The sequence below is a fragment of the Nostoc sp. NMS9 genome (genome assembly GCF_017114995.1).
In the GTDB taxonomy this organism is placed as follows: Bacteria; Cyanobacteriota; Cyanobacteriia; order Cyanobacteriales; family Nostocaceae; genus Nostoc.
The window spans coordinates 20,834-34,804 of record NZ_JABXKL010000085.1 but is presented as its reverse complement, the minus strand read 5'-3'; the positions used below and the strand labels follow the sequence as shown (position 1 = coordinate 34,804).

Genomic DNA, 13,971 nt, shown 5'->3' with positions numbered 1-13,971 from the left:
GCATTTGTGTTTAATTTTCTCTTCATACTTTTGAGTATTAGTATTCATCGCTTAGGTATTAACCTTTACTAAAGAGATCGCAACTCAATCCCGAATAGTCACAGATGCATCGCCTGCTGATGGCAGTAGGCGACATATCCATGAAAAGCCGTCCTTGCCAGAGTAGGCAGGACGGCTATTATGAAGCTTCTTGAAATTGTTTTTGAAGTTCCTCTCGAAGTACTTTAAACTCTTGAACCCTTGATTTAAGGCGGGTTACTTCGTCAACAAGGCGCTGAATTTCACTCTCTTTATTTGCCACCTGATCGCAATATTCATCGATCAGGTTGTCAAGCACTCCCCCAGTAACTGCTGTTCCGGGGCTGAAGATACTTGATTGCGAGCTATGCGCTCGATTATTTCGCTTTTGCTGATTCCTAATAGATTCGCTTTCTCCTCCAGCAACGCCACGGCCTCTGGAGAGACTGACAGATTCAAGTTTTGCTTCCTCTGTCCATGTAACGGTTTTCTCATCTTTGGTTGTACCCATGCACTACTCCTTATTGTATACGCACACTATCTTTACATTTATTGCGTGTAGTACTAGACTATATTTAGTTGTACGCGCAAACAACTGAATTTGCAAGCGAACGCAACAACTCTCACCACCCCAAACTAGGCAGAGATAGCAGCCTGCCAGCACTGAGCGAACGCCAAAGACCTGCTAGGGGAACCGACAACGGACAATTTACCCAGGATCTAACCAACATGACAATTACAGTTCAAGGATTGATTGAAAAACTACAAGGCTACCCAGGTGATGCAGAGTTAGCGATCGAGAATCTTGAAGACGATCAGCAATTCTTTATTGCCAGTCTTGCTCCTGGTGATAACAAGCTGACTATTGTGATCACCGACCAAGAAGAAGAGGAAGACGAGGAAGGATAAAGCTTCTGACAACTGTATTCACCCATAAGTCGTAGCGTCGCTGGGTTAGCAGTACTTAGCTCTCATCCATGCTGAATGTATTAATTGACAACTGCATTCACCCGTAAGTCGTAGCGATCGCCTGCATTCACCCACTTATGACCCTCAACTTTATTCATTTTGAACATCCCCGCTCTGATACCTGGATCTGTTTTGACAAAATTGCCCACGTGCAACGAATCGAAAATGTCGTTTTCATTCACTTTGACGGCGATCCTAAACCAGTTCAGTTGCGTAAAGAAGCAGCAGAAGCATTTTTGCGGATACTCCAAGACAACAGCTTGACGGTCTACGCAACCGAATCGACATCGGAAAACGATCGTGGTCTTAGTGCCACCTTCGAGCCAAGCACACCAGAGGAATGAAGGAGGAAGAGGAAGACGGTGAATAAATCATCTGGTAACTGCATTCACCCGTAAGTCCTAGCGTCGCGGGGCAGGGAGTACTTAGCCTACATCCATGCTGAGTGTTTGTTTTGTAACTGCCTTTACCCGTAAGTCGTAGCGTCGCTGGGTTAGCAGGCAACTAAAAATCCAGAGTAAAGTGCCCTGGATATCCTAAACCGATTGGTAAATAAATAACGTTGAAAGGGAGAACAGCATGAATGTAACAGAAATTAATCTTCTCGACATCATCAGCCACATCGATCAGAACTTTAACCGCACTCAAACCACTGGGCTAAACTGCCTAATCTTTTTGGCATTGCGAGAAAAATCCACCATCGCTTACCAGAAGAAGGAATGGGGATTTGAGGACATACCCGAACAGATCATTACTTGGTGCGATTCTCTCGAAGAAATCGAACTCATTGAACTGGGAGCCGATATTGCCGCCGGCTTATTGGACGAAATTATTACGGCTGCGGTCGAGCCAACAAACGCTCAAATTCTTGCTATGCAAGCGATTGAAGCAAAAGTAAACACCCCACTATTGAGCGACTATTAACGCACTATCGAGGCACACGTCACCTACTAATGATGCACATGTCATCTACGATCGAGGCACACATCACCCACTATGACCGACCAACAAACCACAGATCGAGCCACTACTAACGGCAAGTCAGCCACACAAACTGAACCTAAAGCCAGAAGAACCAGAGAGTGGAAAGAAATGTCAATAGATCCACTCTCGGAGGGGTTTGAGGTTCTTCAAGCTGAATACGTAGTTGGAAAAACTCAAGTCGGCTTCGATACCTTGTCCCCAGGTCAACTGTTTTCTCGAACTAAAAGCGGTAAAAGCCTTTACGTGAAACTCAATGACGGACGCGGGGTTTGTCTTGATACCCGTCAACCCATTGAAGTCAGTCCACAAAAGCGAAAAACCTGGCAGATATGGCTTGTGACCAATTTCAACTCAACCACTGCGTCAAAAGTTGATTATTAGGGCGACCACACTTTCCCAAGAAGCGCGATCGCCCACCAATGCGATGTAGCCCCGCCGCTGCGAAAACTAAACATCACCTTGCATTATGACAGAAGACATCAACAAATCCTACGTCCAGCGTTATGTTGATCGAGCCAAGACAACAGACAGCGACGCCGAGAAAAACAATTGTCTCTACCGTGCGGGGACACACATGGAGGTCATCGACTGCAACGGTAACGATAACCTCACCCCAGAACAGAGACAGACAGTACTAGATGCCGCCGACAAATTGCTAGGAGTTAAAAATGACTAATAAAAAACTTAGCGAATTGGTTGTCGAAGTTTCACAAAAAATCTCCGAGATATACAACCATCCTGAGTACCAAGAGATCGATACCAAAGGGTATAAGCCAGAGGCAACACTCGGCGATGCTTACCAGGCTTTTGTGGACCTGAACATGGAGATTGCAAAGAAGGAGCAGGAGTGAATCAAGCAGTTATTCTTTTTTGCACCATAGCCGCCTTGTTAATTGCGATCGCCGCCCTGTGCAAACAGGAAAGCAACCGGACTTTCTACCTCAAAATCGAGGTGCAGTATGGCAGATGAGCAAAAAATAGTCGTTGAGGTTCCAAGCAGCAGCGGTCAGTATTCCCTAGTCCCCAGTCCCCAGTTGTCCAAGTTAGAGGAATTTAAAAAGGGGTGGGCGGACGCGATCGCCCTCCCAGACAATCTGGCAGACTTAGCTTATAGCCTTGTCTCCAGCGTGGCGATTCCCGCTTTGTTAAGTAGCTGCTGGGTAAGTCTACCCATGCCTGGGTTTATCCGCCTGGGGGTATTGGGACTGTTAGCGATCGCTGGGATTGTCATTCTCTACTTGCGGCAGACTGTGCCAGAGGTCAAAGATGTTCTGCTGTTGCGGATTGGGTTAGTTGCTGTGGGGGTATTGCTAGGGATATGAGCAGCGATTTACACCCTTCCCAGTTACACCAGCACTTGCAGATGTACGCCTATGCCAAGTGGTCATTCTGGGGTAGTTTAGCTTTGGGCTGTGGCTTGTTGTTCCTGGGGACAACTCAAAAACCAGAGTCTAAACCGTGGATACTAGGCGCATCAGTTGGCGTTCTCGAAGTGGGTCGCAGACATCGCCAAACAGCCAAGCTCCTACAAGAATCGCTCGGCGACATCGACCGAGCATCACGGCTAAACTTCCAAGCCTGGGCAAGAGCTAACACGCAACCAACAGCACAGTTAGCACTAACCGTTGGCGTCATCGATGAGAACTGGAAACCTGATAATTTCATCACAGATCCAGTTGAGTACATCCTTCAAAAACAAAAACACGTCGCAATGGTAGGCGGGACTGGTGATGGGAAATCAACTTTCACCCAATACTTATCATCAAAAATCGGTGGACGAGTCGTTGTCTATGATTCCGATGCCAAGCCCGACGATTGGGCATGGCTCTCAGCCGCCGATGTCATTGGCAGAAAAGGCAATTTTCTTGCCATCGACACCGCGATGGGCAACGATTTAAAAACCTTAGAGGAGCTTGTAGAACTGCGAGGAGAGGGGGGAGATAAGGCTCTAGTCGGTCGGGAACGATTCATGATCGCTGAGGAATTCCCCGTTTTGGTAGACGAATGCGACAATGCCAGACCCTGGATAAAACGCCACGCCAAACGGGGCAGGCGATACCAACAGTTCATTTGTGCGCTGGCCCAAAACGACACTGCTGAGAATTTCGGGTTGGAAGGTGACAAGGACACCCTTTACAGCTGCTTTGTCTTGGTGCGTTTAGGGCAGTTCGGGCGCGACTACGTCAGGACAAAACTTAAAGATCCTCAACTAGAGCAGTGGTTAAAAGCTGGTGGTAAAAAGCGGTTTATGGTCGATGACTGTCCTTGTGAACTTGACCTGAGCAACTGGGGAGCTTTTAGCAGGGGGCAGCACCAAACTGATAGCCAGGTTCAGGAGGAGGTGCAATCGCAACCTACAGCCATGAATGAGTATGAGCAATTTATCCTTGACTGGGGTCAACAGCACCAAAGTGAAGTTTTAAAGGCTGGGATGCTCAGTCGGGGTACGCGGCTATTTGACGGTATGCAACCGGATGAGGTGCGGATCATCTTCGTTTCTATGGCTGACAGGGGATTGGGGGAAGTCGAAGGAAGTGGAGCAAAGCTCGGCTGGAGGTGGTCAAAGTAATGTCTATAGTTTGCCTACAGTTCGTCTACACCTAGCCAACACTCTTGTACAGGCGAATTAACTATCATCTCTCAAATACTGTGAGAATTTCAGTTAACCCTCAATACCCAATCACCAATTAAGTTTTAGACCGTCTACACCGTCTACAATTTTTCAATTTCAAAAATTCGGCTATAGACGGCTAAAACACTTATCTGGAGCGGATTTTAACTACTGTAGACATTTTTTTTGAAAGCCCAAAATAACGTTTTTAGTTGTTTTTGAGAGAAATTATGGAAATTCATGGAAGTCATCCCTATACCGAGATTCATGGAGATTTAATTCCCAAAGAGTATTTTTTAAGTGAGATTAATGACTCTTGGAATATCCCACCAGAAGATGATAGAGAAATGCAACAAATCATCAATAGCATGGGAGTATTAAATGCCACTGATGACTTACATTTGCTGTCTTGTTTGATTAGGCGACTAGCTTACACTTTCAGAGGATTACCATCAGCAAAATACTCTCATGGTTTGGATTTTGATATATTGTGCGAGCAATATATCTCTCGACTAACAATTAACCAACGAATCGAAAAAATTCAAGAATTAGCTAATAGAATCCAAATTCCCAGATTTTATGAAGTTAATAATGGGGATTGAAATTATGAATTATTTCACTTATCACGACCTGAAAAAGGAAAACAAGCACGGGTTTACTGCTGGGGACAAACCACTCACTGAAAAATCATTAGTAGTTCGTGAGATGGTTGTCCCCGGCATGGCTGGCTATCCAGATATGCATATTCGACACATTGATATCATCTTTGAAGAGCAAAAGTATCTGCTGATTACCATGACTGATTATGAACTTGATCAAGCCAAAATATTAGAGATATCTATTGGCGCTGCGAAGTTTTTAAAGACAAGAAGCCAAAGAAATTGATGCAATGAAGAAAACTCCTAAATACTCCAAAGCCTGCTGCCTATTAACCTTCCCGCACTCTTCACAAGAACAACTTTACTCTGAACTCAACCGATTAGGTTGGTACTGGCAACCAAAAGAAAAGGAATGGTTATGGGATGACACACAAGCCTTGGCAGCAACTAAATTAATCAAAATTCGAGTTTGGGCTGCTAAAGAAATTGTCGAAGATGCAGCAGAAGTGTTTTTAGAAAATGCCGAGAGTAACGGGTTGAGGTTAATAGAAAAATCATCACCCTACCCATGCCGTCCACCTAAGCAATTAGAAAGCAGAATTTACCTAACCTTTGAAGATATCCATAAAGCTGAAGAATAACTATGGCTATAACCGTAGACCCTAAAACGCAAAAACTAAATATTCGCTTTAGAGTTAATGGCTATAAAAAGCAGTTCTATTTGGCTAGTGGGCTTAACGATTTAGTCAAAAATAGAATTATTGTAGAATCTCGCTGGGAAGAAATTCAGAGAGATATCGCATTGGGGCGTTTTGATTCCACACTAAAATCATACAAATTTGGAAATTATCAAAATGCCGTAGTCCCTACAGAGAAACTATCTCTAGACAAATTATGGGATAAATTTTTAGTTTTTCAAGCTCAACATCTAGAGCGATCAACCCTAGAAAGTGATTACAAGCAAATAACTAAAATTATTGTGGAGTTATCAAGTCAATCACTTGAAGATGCTCGAACAGTTCGAGATTGGCTGTTAGCCAAATACAGTTACCATACAGCACACAAAGCGCTTGCAGCTTTTTCTAGGTGCTGTAGATGGGGTATTGATTCGTGCTTAATTGACTTTAATCCCTTTGAAAAAATGCAGTTGCCAAAGCCCAAAAATCCCAGCATTGAGAATGATCTGAAAGCCTACACGCTGGAGCAACGTGATCTAATTATCACGGCTTTTGAGTCTCACCCAAAATTTTCACACTATAGTAGCCTAATTAAATTTTTATTCTGGACTGGCTGTCGACCTGGAGAAGCCTTTTCTTTAACGTGGGGTGATGTCAGCCGCGAATGCACACGCATCTCTATCACAAAGGCTTATGCATCTCGTGTTTGCGTTCTCAAAGGAACCAAAAACAATAGACGGCGGGTATTCCCTTGCAAAGAAGGATCAAAGCTGCAATATCTACTTGCAAAAATTCAGCCCGACTCTCCAGATCCAAAAGGACTGATTTTTAAAAGTAAAGCAGGGCAGAGAGTGAATTTAAACATTTTGGATAAATGTTGGAGGGCCCATGATACGAAGGGCTATCGCTATAACGGCGTAGTCGCAGAACTAGCTGACCAAGGCATAGTTCCTTACTTAAAGGCTTATAGCACTCGGCACACCTTCGCCACTTGGGCGATCGCTTCTGGGGAGTCGCCGGAAAAGGTAGCTTACTGGGTTGGCGATAACGTGCAAACAGTTTTGAGGTACTACTGTCATCCAGATGTTACCAAAGCCGAGTGCCCAGACTTTTAAAGTGCTACTCACCTGCTACTCAAAAACAGGTTGAAAATGCTTGTAATCTAGTTAGGAGGCAATTCTAAACTCATTTCACCCAACAACCCCTTGCGAAAATCTGTTAAAAGTTGCCTTGCTGCTCGCTCTACATCACCTTTGTAACGATGCTCTGCTAAGGTGTGCAAATAGGTATCTCCCGTGTCTGATCTCGAATCGAGTTGGTAGCGAGACTGTAATGGTTTTTTTGGTAATAAATCTCCTGCTACAGCTTCTAAATAGTTGAGTAAATCGACTAAGGCTGCTGCTACTAGTTGGTTATCGTAAGATGCTTCACCGATATCATCACAAATAGCTAATTTCAACGCTGCATCTTGGTCTTCTAATCTTAAAGGGATAACACCAGGAGCATCTAGTAATTCTAAATGTTCGGAAATTCGCACCCAGCGTAGTTGGCGAGTTACCCCAGGACGAGCTGCACTTTCCACGACTCGCTTTCCCAACAGGCGGTTAATTAAAGCTGATTTACCGACATTGGGAAAACCAATCACCACAGCCCGCACTGGACGGGGTAACATGCCGCGATCGCTTCTTCTTTGATTGAGTTCTACCCCAGCGGCTTGCGCTGCCCGCGCTACTTCTGCTATACCTTTACCATGTTGAGCGTTGGTAAAATAAGGGACTTCTCCTTGACCTTTAAACCAATCGATCCACAGCGATCGCATTTGCGGCGTAATCATATCTACTCGGTTAAGTATCAACACCCGTGCCTTACCCTCCACCCACTCACCTATTTGGGGATGGTGAGTCGCTAAGGGAATCCGAGCATCTCGTACTTCAAATACCACATCTACGCGCTTCAGCTGTTCTTTGAGCTTCCTTTCAGCTTTCGCAATGTGACCTGGATACCATTGAATCAGGTTTAATCTATAATTTTGAGTTATAGCCATAATTTATTATTAACTACCAATTACAAAGAAGGCAGGAGGCAGAGGGCAGGAGGCAGAGGGCAGGAGGCAGGAGGAAAGAAGTATGAATAAAAACTTGCATTTGCAGGGTCATTGCCCAGTTTAAAAGAAGAATTGTATCAAGACGCGTAGCGCAAGATACAAAGCGTCCTTACTTCAATCCCACGTTTTTAAACGTGGGTTCCTCCAGCAAGAACTGCCTCCTATCTCCTGCCTCCTGAATTATTATCACTAATAAAAGGGACTGGGGACACAACTCTTGGAGAGGCTGCGCCAACGACAAGCTCAGTGCATCGCTGGGGATTGGGGACTAGAGGAGAATAATAACTCTTAACTCCTAACTCTTAACTCTTAACTCCTAACTCTTAACTCAGCACTCTTCTTTGGCTTGATGTAAAATCAAACGGTTGCCATCAGGGTCATAAGCATAGATTTCTCTGCCGTGGGAAGCAATGGAAATGTCTCCTGGTGGAGGATAGCCTAAAGCAGTTAGGTGAGCGATCGCATTTTCTAAGTTACTCACCTCTAAACACAAACTTATCTTACTTTTGGCGTAGGCACAAAGTGGCTTGTCGTCAGTAATCGCTTCAAATTCCGATTCGTTTGTGTTCTTTGGTTTAAAAATACCTAATCGCATACTAACTAAATTAAACTCAGCATAGACATTCGGAATTAAAAGAACTGGCTTTTGCTCCAGCAATTTGGTATAGAAATTCACTAAATTCTCACAATTAACCGATGCTATGGTGACAAATGCGTTAGTGTACTGAAAAACCATATAAGCCTTAAGTTATTTGATTTTTTGAGACTCTCACTTTTCTAAAGTTCTTACACTCAGCACTTGCGGTGGTGTCGAATCTGGTGGATAAATCACATCTACCTGTGTAATTTAAAGCTTGGTTTTGCCGTACTTTAAAGTTTGATTTTGCCACTACATTGCCTCAATCCCAGTAAATCTGTTCCACGAATATCCATAATATAAGCAGTTTTTAAAGCCTGAGTTTGCCGGAATAGCAATTTTAAAGTTTGACATTGCCGAAATAGTCTGAACTTGTTATGGTGTTTTTATAGGTAAAATTGTACTAATTTTAGAGGAGATAACCATGCTCTACGATGTCGAGTTTCAAGCATGGTGTGATAGTTTGCGACTCTCCCAACAGCAAAGAGATTTGGTTAACCAAATTAGGACTTCCCCACCAGCTCGTAAAGTCAAAGGAGGAGGAAGAAACGTTCATGGTTTCTATGCTAGCTCAAAGATGGGTAGAACGATTCAATTTGAGTCTCATACTGTTGAATTACCAGCTATTACTCAATTTTATGAATATGATGACCAAGTTTTAGAATATTGGGATCAACCGATTAAATTCAGTATTAAATGCTCACCACAAGGTAAACAAGCCACAACTATCAGTCATTATCCCGATTTTTTTGTAATGAGAAAGAATTTTTGTGGTTTTGAAGAGTGGAAAACAGAGAAAAGACTGGAAAAACTTAGTGGGGAACAGCCTCATCGCTATCAAAAAATAGAAGGACAATGGGTGGATGTCATTGTTCAAGAATATATCGAAAGCTTAGGATATTATTATCGTCTTCGTTCTGATAGTGAAATTGATTGGATCAAATATCGCAATCAGAAATATTTACAATCCTACAAACAAGGATATTTAAATCAAGAATATATCCTTAATGACCAAATAGAAGCAAATGTTCAAGAGATTATCGTTAATTATCCCGGTATTAACCTCACCAATCTGCTTGAGAAGGCGAAAAATGCCACTATTGATGATATTAATACCTTAATTGCCCTCGAAAAAGTCTATGTGAATTTAAGCGAAGTAGCTTTGGTGGATCAAGAGAAAGTTCATCTATTCCGTGACCAAGCTACCGCAGAAGCTTATATCACGGTAACTCATGATTATTGTGAACCTGTATCCAGCAATGTGTCGATAGTTGAACTTAAAGTGGGGTCATCATTTTTGTTAGATGGAAAAAGCCTCACCATTGACCATATTGGGGAAAGTAAAATCATTCTTAGAGGAGAACAAGGAATTATTCGCTGGACTTATGCAGAATTTCAACAATTAATCGAATTAGGAGAAATTAGTAATCTTGAGACAGAAAACCACACAACTTTAGATGAGGAAGGATGGCAATACTTTCTAGAGGCCAGTCCTAAAGCCTTAGAAATTGCAAATTATCGTTATGCAGCTATTCAGCCTTTTTTAGGGAAAGAAGCTGATAATTCTCAAAAATGCGATGATCTATCAGAACGAACTCTACGCGACTGGAAAGCAAAATATCGAAAAGCCCAACAAAAATACGGATGTGGGTTTATTGGCTTAATTCCCCAATACAAAGGCAATCCAACCCCTCGTTATTCTGATGAAGATTTAGAATTTATTGATAAAGTCATTAAAGAACAATATGAAACTCCTAAACAAAAAAATGTTTGGCAGACGTATAAATTTTTAGAGGATAAATGGCAGAAAGAGGGACGAATTTCTCCTGTTCCCAGTCATACCTTTTATTACGAGAGAGTGAAAAAACGAAACAGCTATCAACAAACTAAAAATAGAAGGGGATCTCGTGCAGCGAATAATTTGTTGGGGCCTTGGTTAATTCAACCTACCACCCCCCGTCATGGAGATCGCCCGCTCGAAATCGTTCATATTGACCACACAAAGCTTGATGTTGAGTGTATCTGTCCCTATAGTGGCAAAAATTTAGGCAGACCTTGGGTAACAGGCATGATTGATGCCTATAGTCGGAAGATTTTAGCTTTATACCTTACCTTTGATCATCCGAGTTACCGTTCTTGTATGATGGCTATTCGCATCTGTATACAACGGTTTGGAAGATTTCCTGAATTGATTGTTGTGGATAACGGCAAGGAGTTTCGTTCTACTTATTTTGATACATTATTAGCGCGTTTTGATGCCAACAAAAAGCATCGTCCTAAGGATTGCCCTAAATTTAGTTCAATTATTGAACGTTGGTTTGGCTCACAAAATACTGAATTTATTAATAACTTGAGGGGGAATACCCAAATCATGAAGCACGTCCGCCTCGTTAAAAAAGCAAATAATCCCAAGAGTTTAGCTGTCTGGAATTTAGAAGAATTATACGATTATTTGGCATTTGGCTATGCTTATGGAGTTTATGATAAAGCAGAACATCCTGCTTTAGAAGGAATGTCGCCTCATAAGGCTTTTGAATTAGGGTTAGCTAAAACGGGACATCGCCCTCATCAATATATTAAGTATGATGAGCAATTCAAGATTTTAACCTTGCCGACGAACAATAAGGGAACGGCCAAAGTTATTCCTGGTCAAGGAATTAGAGTCAACTATCAAAATTATTGGACAGATGAATTTTACAGTGTTGAGAATCAATCTATTCCTGTTCGCTATGACCCACTAGATTATGGTGTTACTTATGCCTATGTTAATAATCATTGGGTAAAGTGTTTATCTAATTATTATATGAAGTTTCAAGGACATTCAGAAAAGGCAGTAGCAATAGCCACAACAATTTGCAGACGAAAACGGCAAATCTATAATCAAAGTCAATATGTAGGTTCTAAAGAGATTGTTGACTTACTTAATAATGCGGAAGAGCATGAAGAATTAATACTACAAATTCGTCGAGATCAATCTGCTAAATTAGTTTTCAATTTAATTGAAGGAAACCTGAGTAGTGCGGTATTATTAAATGTATCAAATATTGAGCAGCATTCATCTCAAGATAGTCAAACAATAGAAAAAAATCTAGATTTAATAGATTTAAAAGAAGAGAATTCACAGCCTAGTATACCCAAAAAATTTAATCCTGATGAAATTCAGGTTTTTGCTGAAGAGGAATTGTGGTAATGGTTACAAATCGTCGTTTCCCTCAAGAATTTTTACAAGCACCAACTGATAACAAACTTAAGTATTTTAAAGATATAATTGTTCCTCATCGCAATATTAAACTGGTTCTAGAGCAGCTACTAAAAAATGCTATAGAACCGGATGATGCTTTAGTTTATCTGGTGTTTGGGGTAACAGGGGTAGGAAAATCACGGTTAAAAGCAGAATTTGAAAAACGATTGCTTAAACATTTTGCAGACAAAATTATTTCTAATCCAGGAAGCTTAGTGGTAGGAGGAATCGAGGTAGATGGTGCTGAAGGAGGAAAGTTTAACTATTCTGATTACTATATTCAAGTTTTGGAATCTTTGAAGGAAGTTTTAATTGATTATAAAGAAAATTATGGAGTTGATTTAGAGGATGACAACTCAGATAATTTAATAGGAGATCATGAAGGAAAAAATGCTAAAGCTTTGCGTCGAACAATGCAAAAGGTTTTTTTACACCGTCAATTAAAAGCTTATACCTTAGATGAAGCACAGCACTTATTTGATGTTGCAGGAGGAAGACAAATAAATGTTCAAATGAACTGGCTTAAATCACTGGCTAATAAAACTCAAACAGTTCATATTTTATTTGGAACTTATGAACTTTTAAAATGTCAAGAAGTCAATGGTCAAGTGGGAAGAAGAAGTGAAGATTATTATTTACCTCCCTACTATCTGACTAAATCAGAAGATCAACAAGAATTTATTAAGGTAATTAAGACTTTACAACAGTATTTGCCAGTTGAAGATGAACCCCAATTAGAGGAACATTGGGAATATTTTATGGAATACTCGATAGGGTGTGTGGGCATTCTTAAAAGTTGGTGGTATCGCGCTCTCAAAAATGCGTTAGACGAGGGGGCTAAAACAGTGAGGATGAAAGATTTTAAAGCGAGGGAATTATCAGCAGGAAGACGAAAAACAATTCAAAAAGAGTTAGAAGCAGGAGAAAGCCGTTTAGCTTTTCTATATAAGAACGAGGAAAAAATTGAAAAGCCTAAATCTATGAATTCTCAACCAGTGAAAAAAGGTAGGAAAGTTGGGGAACGGAAGGTAGGGAGAGACTTGGTAGGAGTTAATCAAGAGGGATGAATATTTATGAGGAACTTTGGAGTCCAAAACCTCTAGAAATCCCTCAACGGAGTCGCTTATTTTGTCTTGAACCTGTGGGTGTAGGAACTCCCCATACAGAAAGTCTCAGCAGTTATCTTAATCGTTTGGCACAGGAGCATTGTTTAACTGCCCAGAAGCTTATTATGGGGGAAATTGCGCTACTTATTTTGGAAAATGAGGATAAATCGAAGTTACTGCAAAAGAGTGTCAGCTATTTATTAGGAAATAGCGATGCTAAACCGGCTATCAACGGAATGCGAGAAATGACAGGAAAGTTAGTTACTGTCTTAGAAGAGTTAACAATGCGTCAGGATTTACGCTTTTTGACCCTTTTAAGCTGGAAAGGAATGATTTATGACAAGGGGTTATTTCGGAACTATCGCGCTTGGTGTCCTTGTTGTTGGCAAGAGTGGATGCAGGAGAACAAAACTATTTATGAACCATTATCATGGTCATTTAAGGATGTAGAATTTTGTTTAATTCACAAACAGCGATTAATAGAACAATGTCCTCATTGTGGTTCGCGTTTAACTGTGATGGCTAGGTTTTCACCTGCGGGATTTTGTTCTCGTTGTTACGGGTGGTTAGGACAGGAAATTAAAGGCGAAGAAGAAATAGAGAAATATCAAGTTAATATTCAAGGAATTAACGAATTAATTGCACTTACTCCCCAATTAGGATATAAACCCATCCCAATCGAGTTAACCCGAAAATTACAATTGATTTTGTTTGTATTTGAACAAGCAATTGGAAAGGATGTGAAGTTATTGGGAGATTTAGGTGTAATTATGGAATCGTTGAGGATAGCCTCAACAACAAATCAAAGTCAACCTTATCATTTGGTGAAGTTGATTATTCCTGTGTGCGAGAAGGCGAAGATTAGTGTATCCCAGTTGTTTGGGTCAGATTTTAAGGAATTGGGCAAGATATTATTCGGTAATTTTAGTCTGGAATTAAAATTATAGAAGTTTGGTATAAATAAAGATTGATATCAATTCCGGTTACATCGGTATTATTCCCTTTTTCACCTAACGTTTCAGGAG

Annotated in this window: 20 protein-coding genes; 15 read left to right on the top strand and 5 right to left on the bottom strand. The window is 41.2% G+C overall.

Features of this window, described 5'->3' with window-relative positions; all coding sequences use genetic code 11:
- Positions 1-321 precede the first annotated feature (321 nt).
- The gene (locus HWQ40_RS35755) at positions 322-513 is read right to left on the bottom strand and encodes a ribbon-helix-helix domain-containing protein (protein ID WP_366934032.1); all 192 of its coding nucleotides are present in this window, start codon (positions 511-513) and stop codon (positions 322-324) included.
- A gap of 84 nt (positions 514-597) precedes the next feature.
- Between HWQ40_RS35755 and HWQ40_RS27500 the strand changes: the two genes are divergently transcribed.
- Positions 598-927, top strand: a complete 330-nt coding sequence (locus tag HWQ40_RS27500; RefSeq protein ID WP_292784435.1) for a hypothetical protein — start codon at positions 598-600, stop codon at positions 925-927.
- An 80-nt stretch (positions 928-1,007) separates the two neighbouring features.
- Here HWQ40_RS27500 and HWQ40_RS27495 read toward each other — a convergent pair whose 3' ends face one another.
- Positions 1,008-1,136: a hypothetical protein gene (locus HWQ40_RS27495; RefSeq protein ID WP_292784432.1), complete on the bottom strand. Its 129-nt coding sequence runs from the start codon at positions 1,134-1,136 to the stop codon at positions 1,008-1,010.
- Here HWQ40_RS27495 and HWQ40_RS27490 point away from each other — a divergent pair, their 5' ends adjacent.
- The 11 genes from HWQ40_RS27490 to HWQ40_RS27440 all read left to right on the top strand — a co-directional run bounded on the left by HWQ40_RS27490 (position 1,137) and on the right by HWQ40_RS27440 (position 6,973).
- Positions 1,137-1,331: a hypothetical protein gene (locus HWQ40_RS27490; protein ID WP_292784429.1), complete on the top strand. Its 195-nt coding sequence runs from the start codon at positions 1,137-1,139 to the stop codon at positions 1,329-1,331. It abuts the gene before it with no gap.
- 235 nt (positions 1,332-1,566) lie between these two features.
- A complete protein-coding gene (locus HWQ40_RS27485) occupies positions 1,567-1,911 on the top strand; it encodes a hypothetical protein (RefSeq protein WP_292784426.1) in 345 nt (114 codons plus the stop codon).
- 72 nt (positions 1,912-1,983) lie between these two features.
- The gene (locus HWQ40_RS27480) at positions 1,984-2,352 is read left to right on the top strand and encodes a hypothetical protein (RefSeq protein ID WP_292784423.1); all 369 of its coding nucleotides are present in this window, start codon (positions 1,984-1,986) and stop codon (positions 2,350-2,352) included.
- A gap of 287 nt (positions 2,353-2,639) precedes the next feature.
- Complete coding sequence (locus HWQ40_RS27475; RefSeq protein WP_292784420.1) at positions 2,640-2,822, top strand: hypothetical protein; 183 nt, start codon at positions 2,640-2,642, stop codon at positions 2,820-2,822.
- Positions 2,819-2,941, top strand: a complete 123-nt coding sequence (locus tag HWQ40_RS27470; RefSeq protein WP_292784417.1) for a hypothetical protein — start codon at positions 2,819-2,821, stop codon at positions 2,939-2,941. Before HWQ40_RS27475 ends, HWQ40_RS27470 begins: the two co-directional genes overlap by 4 nt.
- The gene (locus HWQ40_RS27465; RefSeq protein WP_292784414.1) at positions 2,931-3,293 is read left to right on the top strand and encodes a hypothetical protein; all 363 of its coding nucleotides are present in this window, start codon (positions 2,931-2,933) and stop codon (positions 3,291-3,293) included. The genes HWQ40_RS27470 and HWQ40_RS27465 overlap by 11 nt, the downstream gene beginning before the upstream one ends.
- Entirely contained in the window at positions 3,290-4,540 is a 1,251-nt protein-coding gene (locus HWQ40_RS27460) for a hypothetical protein (protein WP_292784411.1), read from the top strand. The genes HWQ40_RS27465 and HWQ40_RS27460 overlap by 4 nt, the downstream gene beginning before the upstream one ends.
- A 272-nt stretch (positions 4,541-4,812) precedes the next feature.
- A complete protein-coding gene (locus tag HWQ40_RS27455; RefSeq protein WP_292784408.1) occupies positions 4,813-5,184 on the top strand; it encodes a hypothetical protein in 372 nt (123 codons plus the stop codon).
- A 4-nt stretch (positions 5,185-5,188) separates the two neighbouring features.
- Complete coding sequence (locus HWQ40_RS27450) at positions 5,189-5,467, top strand: hypothetical protein (protein WP_292784406.1); 279 nt, start codon at positions 5,189-5,191, stop codon at positions 5,465-5,467.
- A gap of 4 nt (positions 5,468-5,471) precedes the next feature.
- The gene (locus HWQ40_RS27445; protein ID WP_292784404.1) at positions 5,472-5,822 is read left to right on the top strand and encodes a hypothetical protein; all 351 of its coding nucleotides are present in this window, start codon (positions 5,472-5,474) and stop codon (positions 5,820-5,822) included.
- Between the two features lie 2 nt (positions 5,823-5,824).
- Complete coding sequence (locus HWQ40_RS27440) at positions 5,825-6,973, top strand: tyrosine-type recombinase/integrase (RefSeq protein WP_292784402.1); 1,149 nt, start codon at positions 5,825-5,827, stop codon at positions 6,971-6,973.
- 47 nt (positions 6,974-7,020) lie between these two features.
- Here the strand turns inward: HWQ40_RS27440 and ylqF are convergent, their stop codons facing one another.
- The 3 genes from ylqF to HWQ40_RS27425 all read right to left on the bottom strand — a co-directional run bounded on the left by ylqF (position 7,021) and on the right by HWQ40_RS27425 (position 8,809).
- Positions 7,021-7,902 carry a ribosome biogenesis GTPase YlqF gene (gene ylqF, locus HWQ40_RS27435; RefSeq protein WP_292784399.1) on the bottom strand — a complete coding sequence of 294 codons (882 nt, stop codon included), beginning with the start codon at positions 7,900-7,902 and terminating at the stop codon, positions 7,021-7,023.
- 388 nt (positions 7,903-8,290) lie between these two features.
- Positions 8,291-8,698, bottom strand: a complete 408-nt coding sequence (locus tag HWQ40_RS27430; RefSeq protein ID WP_292784396.1) for a VOC family protein — start codon at positions 8,696-8,698, stop codon at positions 8,291-8,293.
- 33 nt (positions 8,699-8,731) lie between these two features.
- Complete coding sequence (locus HWQ40_RS27425; RefSeq protein WP_292784636.1) at positions 8,732-8,809, bottom strand: DUF3370 family protein; 78 nt, start codon at positions 8,807-8,809, stop codon at positions 8,732-8,734.
- 280 nt (positions 8,810-9,089) lie between these two features.
- Between HWQ40_RS27425 and HWQ40_RS27420 the strand changes: the two genes are divergently transcribed.
- The 3 genes from HWQ40_RS27420 to HWQ40_RS27410 are packed head-to-tail and all read left to right on the top strand — an operon-like array spanning position 9,090 to position 13,893.
- The gene (locus HWQ40_RS27420) at positions 9,090-11,789 is read left to right on the top strand and encodes a DDE-type integrase/transposase/recombinase (protein ID WP_292784393.1); all 2,700 of its coding nucleotides are present in this window, start codon (positions 9,090-9,092) and stop codon (positions 11,787-11,789) included.
- Positions 11,789-12,907 carry an ATP-binding protein gene (locus HWQ40_RS27415; RefSeq protein ID WP_292784390.1) on the top strand — a complete coding sequence of 373 codons (1,119 nt, stop codon included), beginning with the start codon at positions 11,789-11,791 and terminating at the stop codon, positions 12,905-12,907. Before HWQ40_RS27420 ends, HWQ40_RS27415 begins: the two co-directional genes overlap by 1 nt.
- On the top strand, positions 12,904-13,893 hold the full coding sequence (locus HWQ40_RS27410) for a TniQ family protein (RefSeq protein ID WP_292784387.1): 990 nt from the start codon (positions 12,904-12,906) through the stop codon (positions 13,891-13,893). Before HWQ40_RS27415 ends, HWQ40_RS27410 begins: the two co-directional genes overlap by 4 nt.
- The last annotated feature ends 78 nt before the right edge of the window (positions 13,894-13,971 follow it).